Source organism: Sulfurimonas sp. NW9 (genome assembly GCF_051132275.1).
Lineage (GTDB): Bacteria > Campylobacterota > Campylobacteria > Campylobacterales > Sulfurimonadaceae > Sulfurimonas > Sulfurimonas hydrogeniphila.
This window is the reverse complement of sequence record NZ_CP093236.1, coordinates 1,526,637-1,540,370: the sequence shown is the minus strand read 5'-3', so window position 1 is coordinate 1,540,370 and position 13,734 is coordinate 1,526,637. Positions and strand designations below refer to the sequence as shown.

Genomic DNA, 13,734 nt, shown 5'->3' with positions numbered 1-13,734 from the left:
TTTTATGTATATATTGTAAACTATAATAACTTTAAGATAGCTTAAATATAATTAGATATGAAATTATTTTAACTATTTTACTTAAAAAAGGTAAATTAATATGACAAAAGAAGAATTGGCAAAGCTGTTAGGAACAACAAGACAAAACCTAAATAAATGGGAAAAAGAACGACCAGACTTAGTAAGACTTATAAATCAAGGCTTAGCACTAGACTTATCTATAGAAGAAACACGTAAGCACCTGGAACGACTAGAAGCAATAAAAGAAAATGCCAGCTCTGGAAAATTTAATTTAAAATGAATGCAACAGGAGTATTTCTTTTATTTTTAGTACTCATAGCAATACAAATATTTTTAAAACCTAAGAAAAATAAATATAAAAAAAACAATAAAGGAAATAACATGAGTCAAAAAGAAGAAACAATCACAATAAAGATGATAGGAGAACATTTCAAAAAATCATCAAGAGAAATAAATAAGATATTTAATGAATTAGGTTGGATAGAAAAAAGAGACAGATGGTGGATATTGACACTAGCTGGAGAAAACAAAGGAGGAAAAGAACTATATAATCCTAAAAACAAAACCAAATATACAATATGGAATAAAAAAATATTAAATGATACACAATTAATAAATAGAATATATGATTCATCAAAAGAAAATATTAATTCAAAGCAAATACAAGGTTATGATAATCTATATAAAAAAAACAAACCAAAAATGACTAAAACAGAAAAAAAGAAAAAAGGGGATGAATACGAAAAATATATAGCTGATTTTTTTAGAGAACAAGGGTATTATGTTTGGGAGCATGGAAAAGAAAAAGGCGTTAAAGATAAAAATATTGATTTGTTTATAAAAAAAGATAAAAATATATATTTTGTACAATGCAAAAACTGGGAAACATGGAAAGTAGATCATAATAAAATAAAAGCAACTAGAATGGATATATTAGACTATTTAGAAGAAGATAAAATACTAAAAGAAATGATTAATAATTATAATTGGAAAATTTTATATATAACTTCAAAAGAATGTTTAACTAAAGCCGCATATACTTATATACAAAAAAACAAAGACATAATAGAATATCAAGTTATACCAATGGCATAGTAGCCAGAGGGGTAACTAATCCCTCTGTTTTGATTAATGCAATAATGGTACAAAGACCATAAACACTAAAAAGACTACTATTATTTTGGAATGCAAAACATCTCCTTATTACAAGAGTTCCCACCCACACCACAAACCAACCATAAAAAAATGGCAAAAAAAAAGGCTAGAACCGAAGTCCTAACCTAAAATCTCTTGTAAGTCTGTTAGTTAAGCAGACTAGGAGTGTTTTGCATTCACAAAGAAAGTATATCAAAGTATGAATAATATGTCAAAGAAACAAAATAAAAGGGTAGGTTTTTTTCGAATCTCTCCTCGTCCACCAGAAACCCCTAAAATACGAGCTTTCAAGCACCTTTTTAAAAATCAGTTTTTTTCTTGTCCTACCCCGTTTGTCAAACGAACTGCTAAAATTGGCACTAAGGGAAGTGAGTTAAAAGTTACTTTTTAAACACAAACCTTAAAAAATCAAATTAATTTTTGATAGACTCCGTTTCATCTTTTTTGAAGGGAGTCAAGTGTTAGATAAGAGGCAAGTTCAAATGATAAAAAAACTTTTAAAACAAGGATTTAATAAAACAGAAGTAGCAAGACGACTGGGAATCAGTCGTGAGACAGTTCGTAAATATTCTAAACTTCCTGATGGGTATACACCAGTTATTAACAGAGCACCAGTAGAAAATATTGTAGATCCATATCTTCCCCATATTGCAAAGATGTTGGAAATATCCCATAAGGAGAACTCTTTTATTCCAACCACTGTAATTTACAAAGAGATACAGGCTTTAGGATACAAAGGAAGCTTGCGTTGGCTCCAGCAGGTAATGCAGAAATATGAACTGCGTGAGCGAATAAAAAATAGTGAAAAGCTTATACGCTTTGAAACAGAGCCAGCCAAACAGATGCAAGTCGATTGGGTAGAGTTTCCAAAAGACAACCTCTCTGCATTCGTTGCTACAATGGGCTATTCAAGGGCTTCGTATGTGGAGTATGTTGATAATGAAAAGATAGAGACATTGCTGGCATGCCATATGAACGCTTTTAGATACTTTGGAGGCGTTCCACTAGAGTGTCTATATGATAATATGCGCACAGTCATTATTAGACGCAATGCGTACGGGAGAGGTAAACATAAACTCAATCCTCTCTTTGAAGACTTCGCCAAGCATTGTGGCTTTGCTATTAAAGTATGTCGACCATACCGTGCAAAGACGAAAGGAAAAGTTGAGAGATTTAACCATTATTTACGCTACAGTTTTCATAACGCACTGCGTGTAAAACTTGCAATGAAAAATTATCAGCTCAATATTGACAATGCTAATGCAGAAGTACTCAAATGGCTTGAAATGCAAGCCAATGTACGCATACATCAAACAACCCTGCAAAGGCCATTTGATCTGTTGGCAGAGGAGCAACCCCACTTGCTTTCTCTGCCTAAACCTTATGGTGGCATCCATCCAAAGGCTGTAATACAAAGTGTAGCAAAAAATAATCAAGAGTTCAATAAAACACAAACAATAGATTCTATCTATATTCCAAAACCAGATATACAAAGTTATGATGAACTGATCCCTGCTGCCCTGCTTTACTGTATGCTGCCAACTTTTTCTATGCAACAACTGGGAGGTGCTTTATGGAACTAGAGCAGGAGATAGAAACACTTTGCAGATCACTCAAACTCTCTACTGTAGCAAACGAGTTTCACACTGTTGCCGCCACTGCTGCCAAAGAGAGTTGGCAATATACACAGTTCTTACATGAACTTTTAGTGCTTGAAAATAACAGTAGAATGGACAGAAGTAAAAACACCCTAACCAAACTTGCAGGGTTTCCTGCTATTAAAACGCTTGAGCAGTTTGATTATACTTTTTCTGTAGGAGTTAACCGCAAACAAATAGAGGAGTTGGCAACTCTAGGTTTTATTAAACGGCATGAAAACATTATTCTCCTTGGAGAGTGTGGTGTAGGCAAAACCCATCTGGCTATTGCTTTGGCATATAAGGCAGTTCAGAACAGATACAAAGCAAAGTTTACTACTATTGCAGAATTACTTGCCAATGCCAATAAAGCCAAAAAAGATAGGAAGTATGATGCCTTTTTAAAATCAGTAACCAATCCTTCAATACTTGTTATCGATGAGATAGGTTATTTCAATATGAATAAAGAGGAAGCCAATCACTTCTTTCAGATTATCTCTAAACGGTATGAAAAAGCCTCTACTATCCTTACCTCCAATCTTGTCTTTAGCAAGTGGTCACAGGTATTTGCAGGTGATAAGGTTGTAACAACTGCTATCCTCGATAGACTACTGCATCATTCACACATCATCAACATACAAGGAGACAGCTATAGATTAAAAGAGAAAAAAGAGTCAGGAATTATCAATTCAGATTTATATAAGTTTGGAGCTAAATCTTCAAACAAAACAGGACAAAACAAAGTGGTGGTTTAAGTTTCAAATTGTAACTTTTTTTTACTTTTTAGTGCAAATTTTTAGGGTTCGTTTGACATTGCAAATAAACGCCTATTTATAAGCACTTTCACGAGTAGTTACATGTATCACTAAAATTATAAGTTTATCATCATACTTTTTATAAATAACTCTATAAGAACGAAGCTTTAAACGATATAAGTCTTCTTTTTGCCCTTGAAGCTTTTTAATCTTACCTTTTTGCATTAATGCAATTTCATATTCTTTAGAAAATAATTCCGAAAAATCTTTTAAACTATCACGAATAAATTTTAAATCAGGTTTATTTACTTTTTTAAAATCTTTTTTTGCGGTAAATGTAAATTCAATTTGATACATCAAGACCTAACTCTTGAAACATATCATCAAATGAAATTGTAGGCTCTTTAAGTTCAAGTCTTCTTTCTGCTTCTTTTAAGTCTATATAATCAAAATACATATCAAGGGCAGAAGCTATAAGATGACTCTTTTTTGTCTTAAGCTCTTTGGCGTAACGATTAATATCATTATCAAGTGATGTAGGTAATGTAATATTTAATCTTGTAGTATTCATAATGTCACTTCCTTTATGTGTATAATTATACACCTTTTATGTGTATGAAGTCAAATAAACAGCATAGGATTTTTTCGAATCTCTCCTAGTCCACCACAAACCACTAAAATACGAGCTTTCAAGCACCTTTTTAAAAATCAGTTTTTTTCTTGTCCTATCCCGTTAGACATATATTTCAATACTTCTGTCAAATTTATGATTTGAACTTATGGAATTTTGAACGGTCTCACAAATTGTAAGTGTGATGTCAACGGCGGAGTTAAAATAAGCAGTATAAGCGTAAACTGCCTGTTTCTTAACTCTGTCGTGATATATTGTACTTTGGTACATTTTTGGATTGCGCTTGACACCTCTTCACCGCTTTTTAAATCCTTCTTATGATATAATCATATTCTAAATAAAGCTTAGTAAAAAAGAGTTCCATGCAGTCATCAGATGTTAATAAAATATTAAACAATAAAGAAAAACTTTTAACGCAGATATATTTTGATTTACAACGGTTTTTTGAACAGAAGTATGGGAATGATACAGTTGTTTTTATGGAAATCGGTACTTTTTTTGAAGTGTATGAAGTCAATAATGATGAAGAACAGATTGGAAAAGCCAAAGAGATAGCGGAACTTTTAAATATACAGCTTACGAAAAAAAATAAAAAAATTATAGACAATTCTGAAAAGAATCCTTTGCTTGCCGGTGTGCCTGCCGTTTCGTTTGAACGTTATTTAAACCGTTTGATTCAGGAGCAGAAGTATACGGTTATAGTCGTCAAGCAAAAGGGAAATCCTCCTAAGATCAGTCGTTATATTTCTCAAATTGTCTCACCCGGTACCAATTTTGAACATATTATTGACAATGATGACAATTACATTGTTTCTGTTTTGATTGACAAGTTTCGTGATATTTATACGGTCGGGTATGCTGCCATTGACGTAACCACGGGGAAAACATGGCTGTATGAGACACACGGGACAAGTGAAGATCCCGCTTATGCACTTGATGAGATTTTTAATCTTTTAAATGTTTACAGAACGAGTGAAATTGTTGTGACTTTTTTAGACGGGATTGATGACCAGCGTCATGTGATGCAGTATCTGGAGATCCCCGAACATTATCACTATTCTGTGAATAACAAACGGGCAAAAATAGAGTTTCAAAATGAACTTTTTAAAGAGGTATATCAGATTCGTTCACTGCTCTCTCCTATAGAGCATCTGGATTTGGAACGCTCTCCTATGATTACCGAAGCCTTGGCAATTCTCATCAATTTTGTGATAGAACATGATTATCATATAGTGCAGAAGATGGCGATGCCCCGTCTTATAGACAATCGCCGTTTTATGTATCTGGGCAACAATGCACTGGAGCAGATGGGGATAATTTCCAAAGACAAAAAAGAGTTCACACTTTTAAAAATGCTTGACAAGAGTGCAACGGCTATAGGAAAAAGACTCTTAAAAGAGCGTCTTTTAAATCCGATAATGGAAGAAGACGAACTTGAACGTCGCTATAACCTTATAGAACGGGTTGCTTCACATGTAAGGTATTTGGATGAAATGATGCGGGGTGTTTATGACCTTGAGAGGCTTTCTCGCCGTTTAAGTCTTGGCAGACTGCATCCTTTTGAGATGAATCATATGTATGACTCTATGGTAAGTGTCAAGGAATTGATGCTTTATGTCAAAAAGCATAAAATTCAAAAAACGCCTTTTCATGAGAGTGAAGTGGAAGAGTTCTTGCGTGATATAACTAAAACGATAGATTTGGATATATCACGGCGTTTTACCAATGCCACGGTAGATGAAAACTTTTTGATGAGCGGTGTGGATGAGGCGATAGATACTTTGGTCAAAGAAAACAGCGTAATGATGCTTGCTTTTGAAGATATAATTTTGAAAATCGAAGCACTTCTGACAAGTGTCAATGCAGGAAGTTCGACAAAAATGGTGACTTTGGGACTTTTGGAAAAAGAGGGCTATTACATCTCTTTGAGCAAAAACAGATTCTCTTTGATTGAGAGTGAATTTAAAAAGCGGGAAGATTTTGCAGATTTCAGTGTAAAAAAACTGACAAACAATGTAAAAATCACCTCTGCTTTTACTGACAAACTCTCTGACAATATCATGAAAAACCGCCGAAAAATTGTTGTTTTGGTAAAAGAGCGCTATATCCAACTTCAGGCACTTTTTGAGAGACGTTATTCACTTCTTTTTGACAGAGTTATCAGTTATGTAGCTGATCTGGACGTGGGAGTGAGCTCTTCAAAGGTCGCACAGGAGTACAAACATTCAAGACCGATGATAGTGGAAACACAAGAAGATGAAAATTTTATGCAGATTATGCAATTGCGCCATCCTTTGATAGAAGTGCAGGAGCGGGGCGGGCTCTATGTTCCCAATGATATAGTGATGGGGAACCGTGACTATATGGACCTGCCTCATCCAAAAACGGTGATGCTTGATGTGGCTGTGCATGACGGGCATGACATTAACGGCGTACTTTTATACGGTATAAACTCCAGCGGAAAATCCTCTTTGATGAAGAGTATCGGCATTGCGGTGTTAATGGCTCAGTCAGGTTTTTTTGTGAGTGCTGCGGTGATGAAATTCAGTATTTTTGATTCTCTCTTTACACGCATAGTTTCTAAGGATAATCTGGCAAAGGGACTCTCTACCTTTGCAGTGGAAATGCTTGAACTTAAAAATATTTTCAACCGCTCAACCGTAAAATCGCTTGTTTTGGGCGATGAAATAAGCCACGGGACAGAAACACTCTCGGGCGTTGCCATTGTCGCTGCAGCTATACAAAAACTTGCCGAGACTCGATGTCTGTTTTTGTTTGCAACACACCTGCATCAGCTCTCGACGATGGATGAAATTACTTCGCTTGACAATGTTGTCGATTTGCACCTGAGTGTGGAGTATGATGAGAAAAGAGATACACTGATATTTAACCGTGTGCTTCAAGCCGGAAGCGGCAGCAGTATATACGGACTGGAATTTGCCAAATCGCTCCATATGGACAATGAATTTTTGGAAAATGCCAATGCCATCAGAAAACGTCTTGCCAATGATTATGACGAGCTTGAACTGCTTGTGAAGAAGAAAAAATCCAAGTACAACAAAGAGCTTTATGTGACCAAATGTGTTATCTGCGGTGCGGTGGCAGAAGATGTGCATCATATATCGCAAAAATCACTGGCTGATGATGCAGGTTTTATAGGGCATTTTCACAAAGACAACAAACATAATCTTGTGCCTTTGTGCAAAGAACATCACAAACAAATACATGACGGCAAGTTACATGTAAACGGCTTTATAATGACAAGCAAAGGGCTTGAGTTGCAGTTTGAAGAGCAGATGAAAAAAACAGAAGTAAAAAAAGTTGTTGCACCTGAAATAAATACAAATATTGAAGTAAAAGAAGTAGAAAATGACGAGCCAAAGGGCTTCGTCCTGGATGACTGGTAAGATTTAAGCCAAGGCTTTTTTGACTGCATCACTGATGCGTTTTCCATCGGCACGTCCGGCTAATTCTTTACTTGCCATGCCCATAACTTTTCCCATCTCTTTCATGCTCGAAGCACCTGTTTTTTCAATGATGGTTTTGATTTCATTTTGCAGTTCTTCATCACTGAGCTGTTTTGGCAGATAAACTTCATAGTAGGCGATTTCATCAAGTTCTATTTGCATTAAATCTTCACGGCCTGCTTCTTTGTACTGGCTTGCCGCGTCATTTCTGCGTTTGACCTGTGTCTGAATAATTTTTATGACATCTTCATCACTAAGCTCTTTTCGTTCATCTACCTCTATCTGTTTAAAAGCACTGGTAAGGAGGCGAAGCGCATCTCTTTTTTTTGTATCTTTTGCTTTCATGGCATTTTTTACATCTTGGTTGATTGTTTCTCGTAATGACATTGCTAAAATCCTTGTTTATTGTTTATGGAACTGTAATTGCTAGTATTATAACAAAATTAAGGGACTTTCTTGATGAAAAAAATAAAATTGACTGCTTTTGTATTTCTCTGTGTTGTGGTGTTGTTTAACGGATGTACAGCAAACTTAACTGATCCCGAGATAAATTTTGAACCGCCTGCCTATGTTGAACAGATGCCTGCCAAAGAGGAACAGCAGGATTTTGCCTCGACTGGCAGTATATTCGGACAGGGAGAAAATCCTCTTTTTTCTGATCACAAGGCTATGCATGTCAGTGATATTGTAACTGTAGTTATTTCAGAAACTGCACAAAGTTCAAATACCGGTACAAAGCAGCTGCAAGAGGCTGATACAAGTGCTCTTGGAGGGGGGTTGTTTTCAAGTACAGGTCTCAATTCTGCTGTAAACTCCAAAGTAGCAGACTTGAACGGATTTACGAATGTAGGTTTTAACTCTACATCAAACAGTAGTTATAAGGGATCCGGAAGTGCAACAAAGGATGCAAGCTTTACAACAACTATTTCGGCAAGAATTGTAAAAATTTTAAAAAACGGAAATTATTATATTTCTGGAAAAAGAGAGATTCTGATAGATGACCAGAAGCAGATAATTCAGTTAAGCGGTGTGATCCGTCCATATGATATTGATCAATACAACAGAATCAACTCTACACAAATCAGTGATGCAAAAATATTATATAAAACGGAGGGAGATATGGATCGTGCTACAAAACAGGGATGGGGGACGAAAATTGTTCAATCAATTTGGCCGTTTTAGTTTTGTTACAGCACTTTTTTTAACTTCTGTATATGCAGGGAGTTTTGCGGAGTTTAAAAAGGTGCAGACGGGATCTTTTAACAGCTTTAAAGATAAAAAAGACAGCGAATTCAACAAATATCTTCAGCAGCAGTGGGAAGAATACAGTGCGTATATCTCAACACCCTTATATAAAAAGAAAAAACCAAAGACTGTGCCGGCATTGCATCAAAAAAAAGTTCGAAGTGTCGGTCCGAATTTAGTGATAAAGATAAAACCTTTTGCTGAGAAAAAATCCGCTCCTCAGGAAAAAAAAATAAAAGCTGACAATACAGTTTTTGAGTTTTTTGGAACATCTTTGGGATTTGATGTTGATAAAAAAATAAAAAACGCCAACTTTTATCCCAGAACACAAAAGGGGATTGAGAATTTTTTCAGTGTTGTGGCGACAAGTGATTACGACAGCCTTTTGTACGGGATTGAGAGTACATGTAAAGAGATGCATCTCAATGACTGGGGAGTTTATCTTTTAATAAACAGACTCTCCTATACTCTTTTTTCTACACCGGATAATGAAAAATTATTGAGCTGGTTTTTGTTGAATAAGCTTGGCTACAGAGTCCGTGTAGCTTTGGGTGCAGACAAACATATAGTTTTACTTCACAGCGTCAAAGGCAAGATCTACTCTACACCAAACTATACACTGGACAATAGAAAATTTTATGTCATTTCTAAATATAACAAAGAAAATATTGCAAAAGTCTATACGTATAAAAATGATTATCCTGATGCAACAAAAGCACTTGATTTTACGTTAAAAACACTTCCTGTACTTGCAAAAAAAATCCAAACAAAAACTGTTTCTTTTAAAGAACATGGAAAAGTTTACACTTTTTCTTATCGGTATAACCAAAATCTCATAGATTTTATGAAAACATATCCTCAGGTGGAATATAAAGTTTTTTTCAATGCACCTTTGGAGTATGAGACATATAAAGACATAGCAGGGGATATCAAGAAATATACTGAGAACAAAAAAGCAAGTGAAGCTTTGGATTTTGTACTGCATTTTGTACAAAAAGCTTTTATATATGAGCGTGATCAGGAACAGTTTGGCAGAGAAAAAGTTATGTTTGCAGAGGAAACACTTTATTATAAAAAATCAGATTGCGAGGACAGAGCTGTATTGTATGCCCGTTTGGTGAAAGATTTGTTTGGTATTGGTATTGTGGGTGTTCAGTATAAAGATCACATGAGTACTGCTTTACATGTACCGATGGCAGGGGAGAGTGTACAGGTATCAGGACAAAGGTATGTTGTAGCGGATCCGACATATATAAATGCTTCTTTGGGACAAAGTATCCCCAAGTACAGATCTGTCATACCCGAAAGCTTTGTTTATGTAAAATAGGATTCAAATCTCACTGTAAATCGAACAACTGTTTTTTCCGTTTTTTTTGGCAACATACATGGCTTTGTCGGCATCATTCATAATATTTTCTATGTTGTGTTTTTCATCGGGAAAGATTTTAATGCCTATACTTGCACCAATGTGAATTTCATTTCCTTCAATGACAAATGTACGAGAGAGGGCTTCTATGATAGAGTGGCATTTTTTTTGTGCATACTCTTTGGCGGCCTCTTTTGTCTCTGCTATATTTACTAAAATGATTGCAAACTCGTCACCGCTGATTCTTGCAAGAATATCTTCTTCTCTTAAGATGCTTCTCATTCTGTGTGAGACTTGAATGAGAAGTTCATCTCCGACATGGTGGCCATAGGTGTCATTGACCTGTTTGAAATTGTCCAAGTCTATAAATAAAAAAGCATGAATAAAGCTATGTCTGATTGCCTTTGCATTCTCTTCATGGAGTCTTTGCAATAAAGCTTTTCTATTCATGAGTCCTGTGAGAAAATCATGATTTGCCTGATATTGAGCCTCTTCCTGTGCATTTCTTAAGTCTGAAATATCATAAAACTGTGCAATAAAATTAATAATTTCACCGTTTTTATCTTTAATAGCAGTAATAGAGAGTCTTTCAGGATAAATTTCACCGTTTTTACGTTTGTTGTAAATATCACCTTTCCATTGTCCGGATGAAAGGAGTTGATGCCACATGTTGGCATAAAATTCTTTACTGTGTTTGCCCGATTTTAGCAGCTTTGTGGTTTGTCCTATAATCTCATTTGCTTTATATCCTGTAATTCTGGTAAAAGATTTATTGACTTCAAGTACAACACCGTTTTTGTCAGTAATGACTATAGCCTCGTGTGAGTCGAATGTATGGGAAGCTATACGTATTTTTGCAAGAAGTTTGTCCTCTTTTCTGATAAGAGCGTTAATATAATAGAGGAGGAGAAAAAAAGAGATAAAAGAGAGAATCCAGAAGATAATTGTATATGTAAAAACCCGTTTTATATCTTTTTGTGTCTGCAGGGCATCTGTTACAATGGTATTGAGAATGTGGCTTGACACATTGTAAAGTTGTGTAATGTATTGTGAAGCAGTCTGAAACCATATTTTTGCATCTTCTTTGGATGAGAGTTTATTCTGAAAAAACATTGTTCGTAAGGCAGCTGTTTTTTGTACAGTCTCTTTTTGTATGAGTTGTTTGAAAATATTTTGTGTGTTTTTTGAAGCACATATGTAAAAAATAGTCTGGAGCTTTTTCTCTTTTTCCTGCAGGAGATGAATATAATGTATATACTTTTCATTTTTTTTGGGAGCGAGTATCTGGTTATAAACATACGCTCTTTCCTGTCCCACATACTCTTTAAGTTTTTGAAGTTCAATAAGGGCTTTGCCGTTATATGATTTTGATTCTAAATTATGCATCAGTGCAGTAATAGCCTGAAGCAGTTCTTTATTGAGGGTATTATAATATTGCATTTCATCCCAAAAGCTGATTTGTGTTTTAAGAACTTTTCTTCTCACTGCCGTAATAGAATGAAACTGCTTTTTAAGATACTGATATGCATTTGAAAAATGAATCAGATCCTGATAGGCACTGTCTGTATGCTTATACTGTTTTTCCAGATTTTTTCGGATTATTTCATCTTTTGAAACAAGGTACCCTGCACTCAGTCCTCTTTCAAGTTGTAAATTATGAATGAGTTTACTGAGAATTTTTGTTTGTTTTGCAGAGAATGCATAGGAAGTACTGTTCTTATACTTGATATAGTTTTCATTTACCAAAGAATAGGAAAAGTAAAGTAATGCAATGGCAGGAAGAGAAAAAATAAGGATAATTTTTATCTGCAAAGATTTTAAATTCATATTTAATGATATGCTGATATAGATTAAAAGATATCATTACATGTATTGAAAATGTTAAAAGTTAAAATCATGTTTCACATTGAAACACAATTTAATAATTAATAGCAACCTTGTATGTCGGATCATCTTCTTCATAACTGCAATGCGGTCCGGCTTTTTTCATGATTTTTTTACAGTCATCACTTAAGTGGCGCAAAAGAAGATTTTTGCCGGCATCTTCATATTTTTTTACGAGAGAATCTATGGCTTCGACACCGGAAAAATCCAATACTCTCGCATTTTTAAAATCAATGACAACTTTTGGCGGATCATTTGGAATGTCAAAATTATCTGAAAAAGTTGTAGCACTTGCAAAAAAGAGCGGACCTTCAAGTTCATATACTTTTGTTCCGTCTGCTTCTGTATGTGTTTTTGCCCAGATGCGTGCATGCTTCCATGCAAATACAAGTGCAGAGATGATAACACCGGCTATGACTGCAACAGCCAAATCTTCTACAACTGTTATAATTGTCACAACGACCATAACAAAAACATCGGCACGAGGCATATGTTTGAGATGTGAGAAGCTCGACCACTCAAATGTTCCTATACTCACCATAAACATAATACCCACAAGAACACCGACTGGAATGGCATTTAAAACATCTGTTAAAGAGATGACCAAGATCAAAAGTCCGACAGCTGCCGTAAATGAGGAAAGCCGTCCGAGACCGCCTGATGTATAGTTGATGATACTCTGCCCGATCATTGCACATCCCGCCATGCCTCCAAAAAATCCACAGGCGATATTTCCGGTTCCCAAAGCGATACACTCCTGGTTTCCACTGCCTCTTGTCCCACTCATTTCATCTAAAACTGCAAGTGTCAAGAGTGATTCTATAAGACCGACAAGAGCCATAATAACAGCATAAGGAAGAACCATGACAATGGCATCCATACTAAAAAGCGTATCGGGAATAATGAGATGCGGCAGTTTCCCTTTAAACTCTGACAAATCGGCCAATGCTCCGACGGTGAGTGTGTCTAAATGAGTAAAATACACCACAAGTGTTAAAAGGACGATGGCAACAAGTCCTGAGGGAACAGCCTTTGTATATTTTGGCAAGAAGTACATTATAAACATGGTAATGGCTACGATAACATACATATTTAAACCCTGTCCCTCAAAGAATTTAAACTGTGCCATGGCAATAACGATTGCCAGACCGTTTACAAAACCATATAAGGCAGGTTGGGGAACAAGACGGATAAATTTTCCAAATTTCAGCACTCCTACAGCAACCTGGATAAGTCCTGCTATGATGGTTGCCAGCAAAACATAGTGGAGCATATGGAAGTAGAGTTCATCTCCGCTAAACCCCTGTGCTGTGAGTTTTAGGTTTGCTTCTATAACAAGCCCGACTATAACAACAGCGACGCTGCCGGTAGCTCCGCTGATCATTCCCGGTTTTCCACCGATAAGTGCAGTAATAACACCTAAGATAAAAGCAGTATAAAGTCCTACAATAGGACTGACACCTGCTATAAAGCTAAAAGCAATAGCTTCAGGTACCAGTGCCACTGCAACAACAAGACCTGATAAAATATCGTTTTTTATATTTGGAGAGGTGTATTTTCTTATATCAAACAA

General features: G+C 35.6%; 12 protein-coding genes. 7 read left to right on the top strand and 5 right to left on the bottom strand.

Features of this window, described 5'->3' with window-relative positions; all coding sequences use genetic code 11:
• The first annotated feature begins 100 nt into the window (after positions 1 to 100).
• From MLC44_RS08710 to istB, 4 genes are all read left to right on the top strand, one after another.
• Positions 101 to 301: a helix-turn-helix domain-containing protein gene (locus tag MLC44_RS08710; protein ID WP_434656965.1), complete on the top strand. Its 201-nt coding sequence runs from the start codon at positions 101 to 103 to the stop codon at positions 299 to 301.
• Entirely contained in the window at positions 298 to 1,116 is an 819-nt protein-coding gene (locus MLC44_RS08705) for a restriction endonuclease (protein ID WP_434656963.1), read from the top strand. The genes MLC44_RS08710 and MLC44_RS08705 overlap by 4 nt, the downstream gene beginning before the upstream one ends.
• A gap of 518 nt (positions 1,117 to 1,634) precedes the next feature.
• Complete coding sequence (istA, locus tag MLC44_RS08700) at positions 1,635 to 2,759, top strand: IS21 family transposase (protein WP_434656960.1); 1,125 nt, start codon at positions 1,635 to 1,637, stop codon at positions 2,757 to 2,759.
• Positions 2,750 to 3,568, top strand: coding sequence for an IS21-like element helper ATPase IstB (istB, locus tag MLC44_RS08695; RefSeq protein ID WP_434656958.1), 819 nt, complete (start codon positions 2,750 to 2,752; stop codon positions 3,566 to 3,568). Before istA ends, istB begins: the two co-directional genes overlap by 10 nt.
• A gap of 72 nt (positions 3,569 to 3,640) precedes the next feature.
• Here the strand turns inward: istB and MLC44_RS08690 are convergent, their stop codons facing one another.
• Together MLC44_RS08690 and MLC44_RS08685 are read right to left on the bottom strand one after the other, a co-directional pair.
• The gene (locus tag MLC44_RS08690; RefSeq protein WP_151900059.1) at positions 3,641 to 3,925 is read right to left on the bottom strand and encodes a type II toxin-antitoxin system RelE family toxin; all 285 of its coding nucleotides are present in this window, start codon (positions 3,923 to 3,925) and stop codon (positions 3,641 to 3,643) included.
• A complete protein-coding gene (locus MLC44_RS08685) occupies positions 3,912 to 4,139 on the bottom strand; it encodes a hypothetical protein (protein ID WP_434656956.1) in 228 nt (75 codons plus the stop codon). The genes MLC44_RS08690 and MLC44_RS08685 overlap by 14 nt, the downstream gene beginning before the upstream one ends.
• A 422-nt stretch (positions 4,140 to 4,561) precedes the next feature.
• On the opposite strand from MLC44_RS08685, the gene MLC44_RS08680 reads away from it, so the two are divergent.
• Positions 4,562 to 7,606: a MutS-related protein gene (locus MLC44_RS08680; RefSeq protein ID WP_434656954.1), complete on the top strand. Its 3,045-nt coding sequence runs from the start codon at positions 4,562 to 4,564 to the stop codon at positions 7,604 to 7,606.
• A gap of 3 nt (positions 7,607 to 7,609) precedes the next feature.
• Here the strand turns inward: MLC44_RS08680 and MLC44_RS08675 are convergent, their stop codons facing one another.
• Entirely contained in the window at positions 7,610 to 8,053 is a 444-nt protein-coding gene (locus tag MLC44_RS08675; protein WP_346388924.1) for a GatB/YqeY domain-containing protein, read from the bottom strand.
• Between the two features lie 72 nt (positions 8,054 to 8,125).
• On the opposite strand from MLC44_RS08675, the gene flgH reads away from it, so the two are divergent.
• On the top strand, positions 8,126 to 8,848 hold the full coding sequence (flgH, locus tag MLC44_RS08670) for a flagellar basal body L-ring protein FlgH (RefSeq protein WP_151900064.1): 723 nt from the start codon (positions 8,126 to 8,128) through the stop codon (positions 8,846 to 8,848).
• Positions 8,823 to 10,238: a hypothetical protein gene (locus MLC44_RS08665; protein WP_434579944.1), complete on the top strand. Its 1,416-nt coding sequence runs from the start codon at positions 8,823 to 8,825 to the stop codon at positions 10,236 to 10,238. The genes flgH and MLC44_RS08665 overlap by 26 nt, the downstream gene beginning before the upstream one ends.
• A gap of 3 nt (positions 10,239 to 10,241) precedes the next feature.
• Here the strand turns inward: MLC44_RS08665 and MLC44_RS08660 are convergent, their stop codons facing one another.
• Both MLC44_RS08660 and MLC44_RS08655 read right to left on the bottom strand, forming a co-directional pair.
• The gene (locus tag MLC44_RS08660) at positions 10,242 to 12,104 is read right to left on the bottom strand and encodes a diguanylate cyclase domain-containing protein (protein ID WP_434656952.1); all 1,863 of its coding nucleotides are present in this window, start codon (positions 12,102 to 12,104) and stop codon (positions 10,242 to 10,244) included.
• A gap of 91 nt (positions 12,105 to 12,195) precedes the next feature.
• Entirely contained in the window at positions 12,196 to 13,734 is a 1,539-nt protein-coding gene (locus MLC44_RS08655; protein ID WP_346388921.1) for a SulP family inorganic anion transporter, read from the bottom strand.

Bases quoted from the DNA above. Each gene is read 5' to 3' on its own strand.
- MLC44_RS08705 (WP_434656963.1), top strand. From the start codon at position 298: ATGAATGCAACAGGAGTATTTCTTTTATTTTTAGTACTCATAGCAATA.
- MLC44_RS08685 (WP_434656956.1), bottom strand. From the start codon at position 4,139: ATGAATACTACAAGATTAAATATTACATTACCTACATCACTTGATAAT.
- istB (WP_434656958.1), top strand. From the start codon at position 2,750: ATGGAACTAGAGCAGGAGATAGAAACACTTTGCAGATCACTCAAACTC.
- MLC44_RS08680 (WP_434656954.1), top strand. From the start codon at position 4,562: ATGCAGTCATCAGATGTTAATAAAATATTAAACAATAAAGAAAAACTT.
- MLC44_RS08710 (WP_434656965.1), top strand. From the start codon at position 101: ATGACAAAAGAAGAATTGGCAAAGCTGTTAGGAACAACAAGACAAAAC.
- MLC44_RS08690 (WP_151900059.1), bottom strand. From the start codon at position 3,925: ATGTATCAAATTGAATTTACATTTACCGCAAAAAAAGATTTTAAAAAA.
- MLC44_RS08675 (WP_346388924.1), bottom strand. From the start codon at position 8,053: ATGTCATTACGAGAAACAATCAACCAAGATGTAAAAAATGCCATGAAA.
- MLC44_RS08660 (WP_434656952.1), bottom strand. From the start codon at position 12,104: ATGAATTTAAAATCTTTGCAGATAAAAATTATCCTTATTTTTTCTCTT.
- flgH (WP_151900064.1), top strand. From the start codon at position 8,126: ATGAAAAAAATAAAATTGACTGCTTTTGTATTTCTCTGTGTTGTGGTG.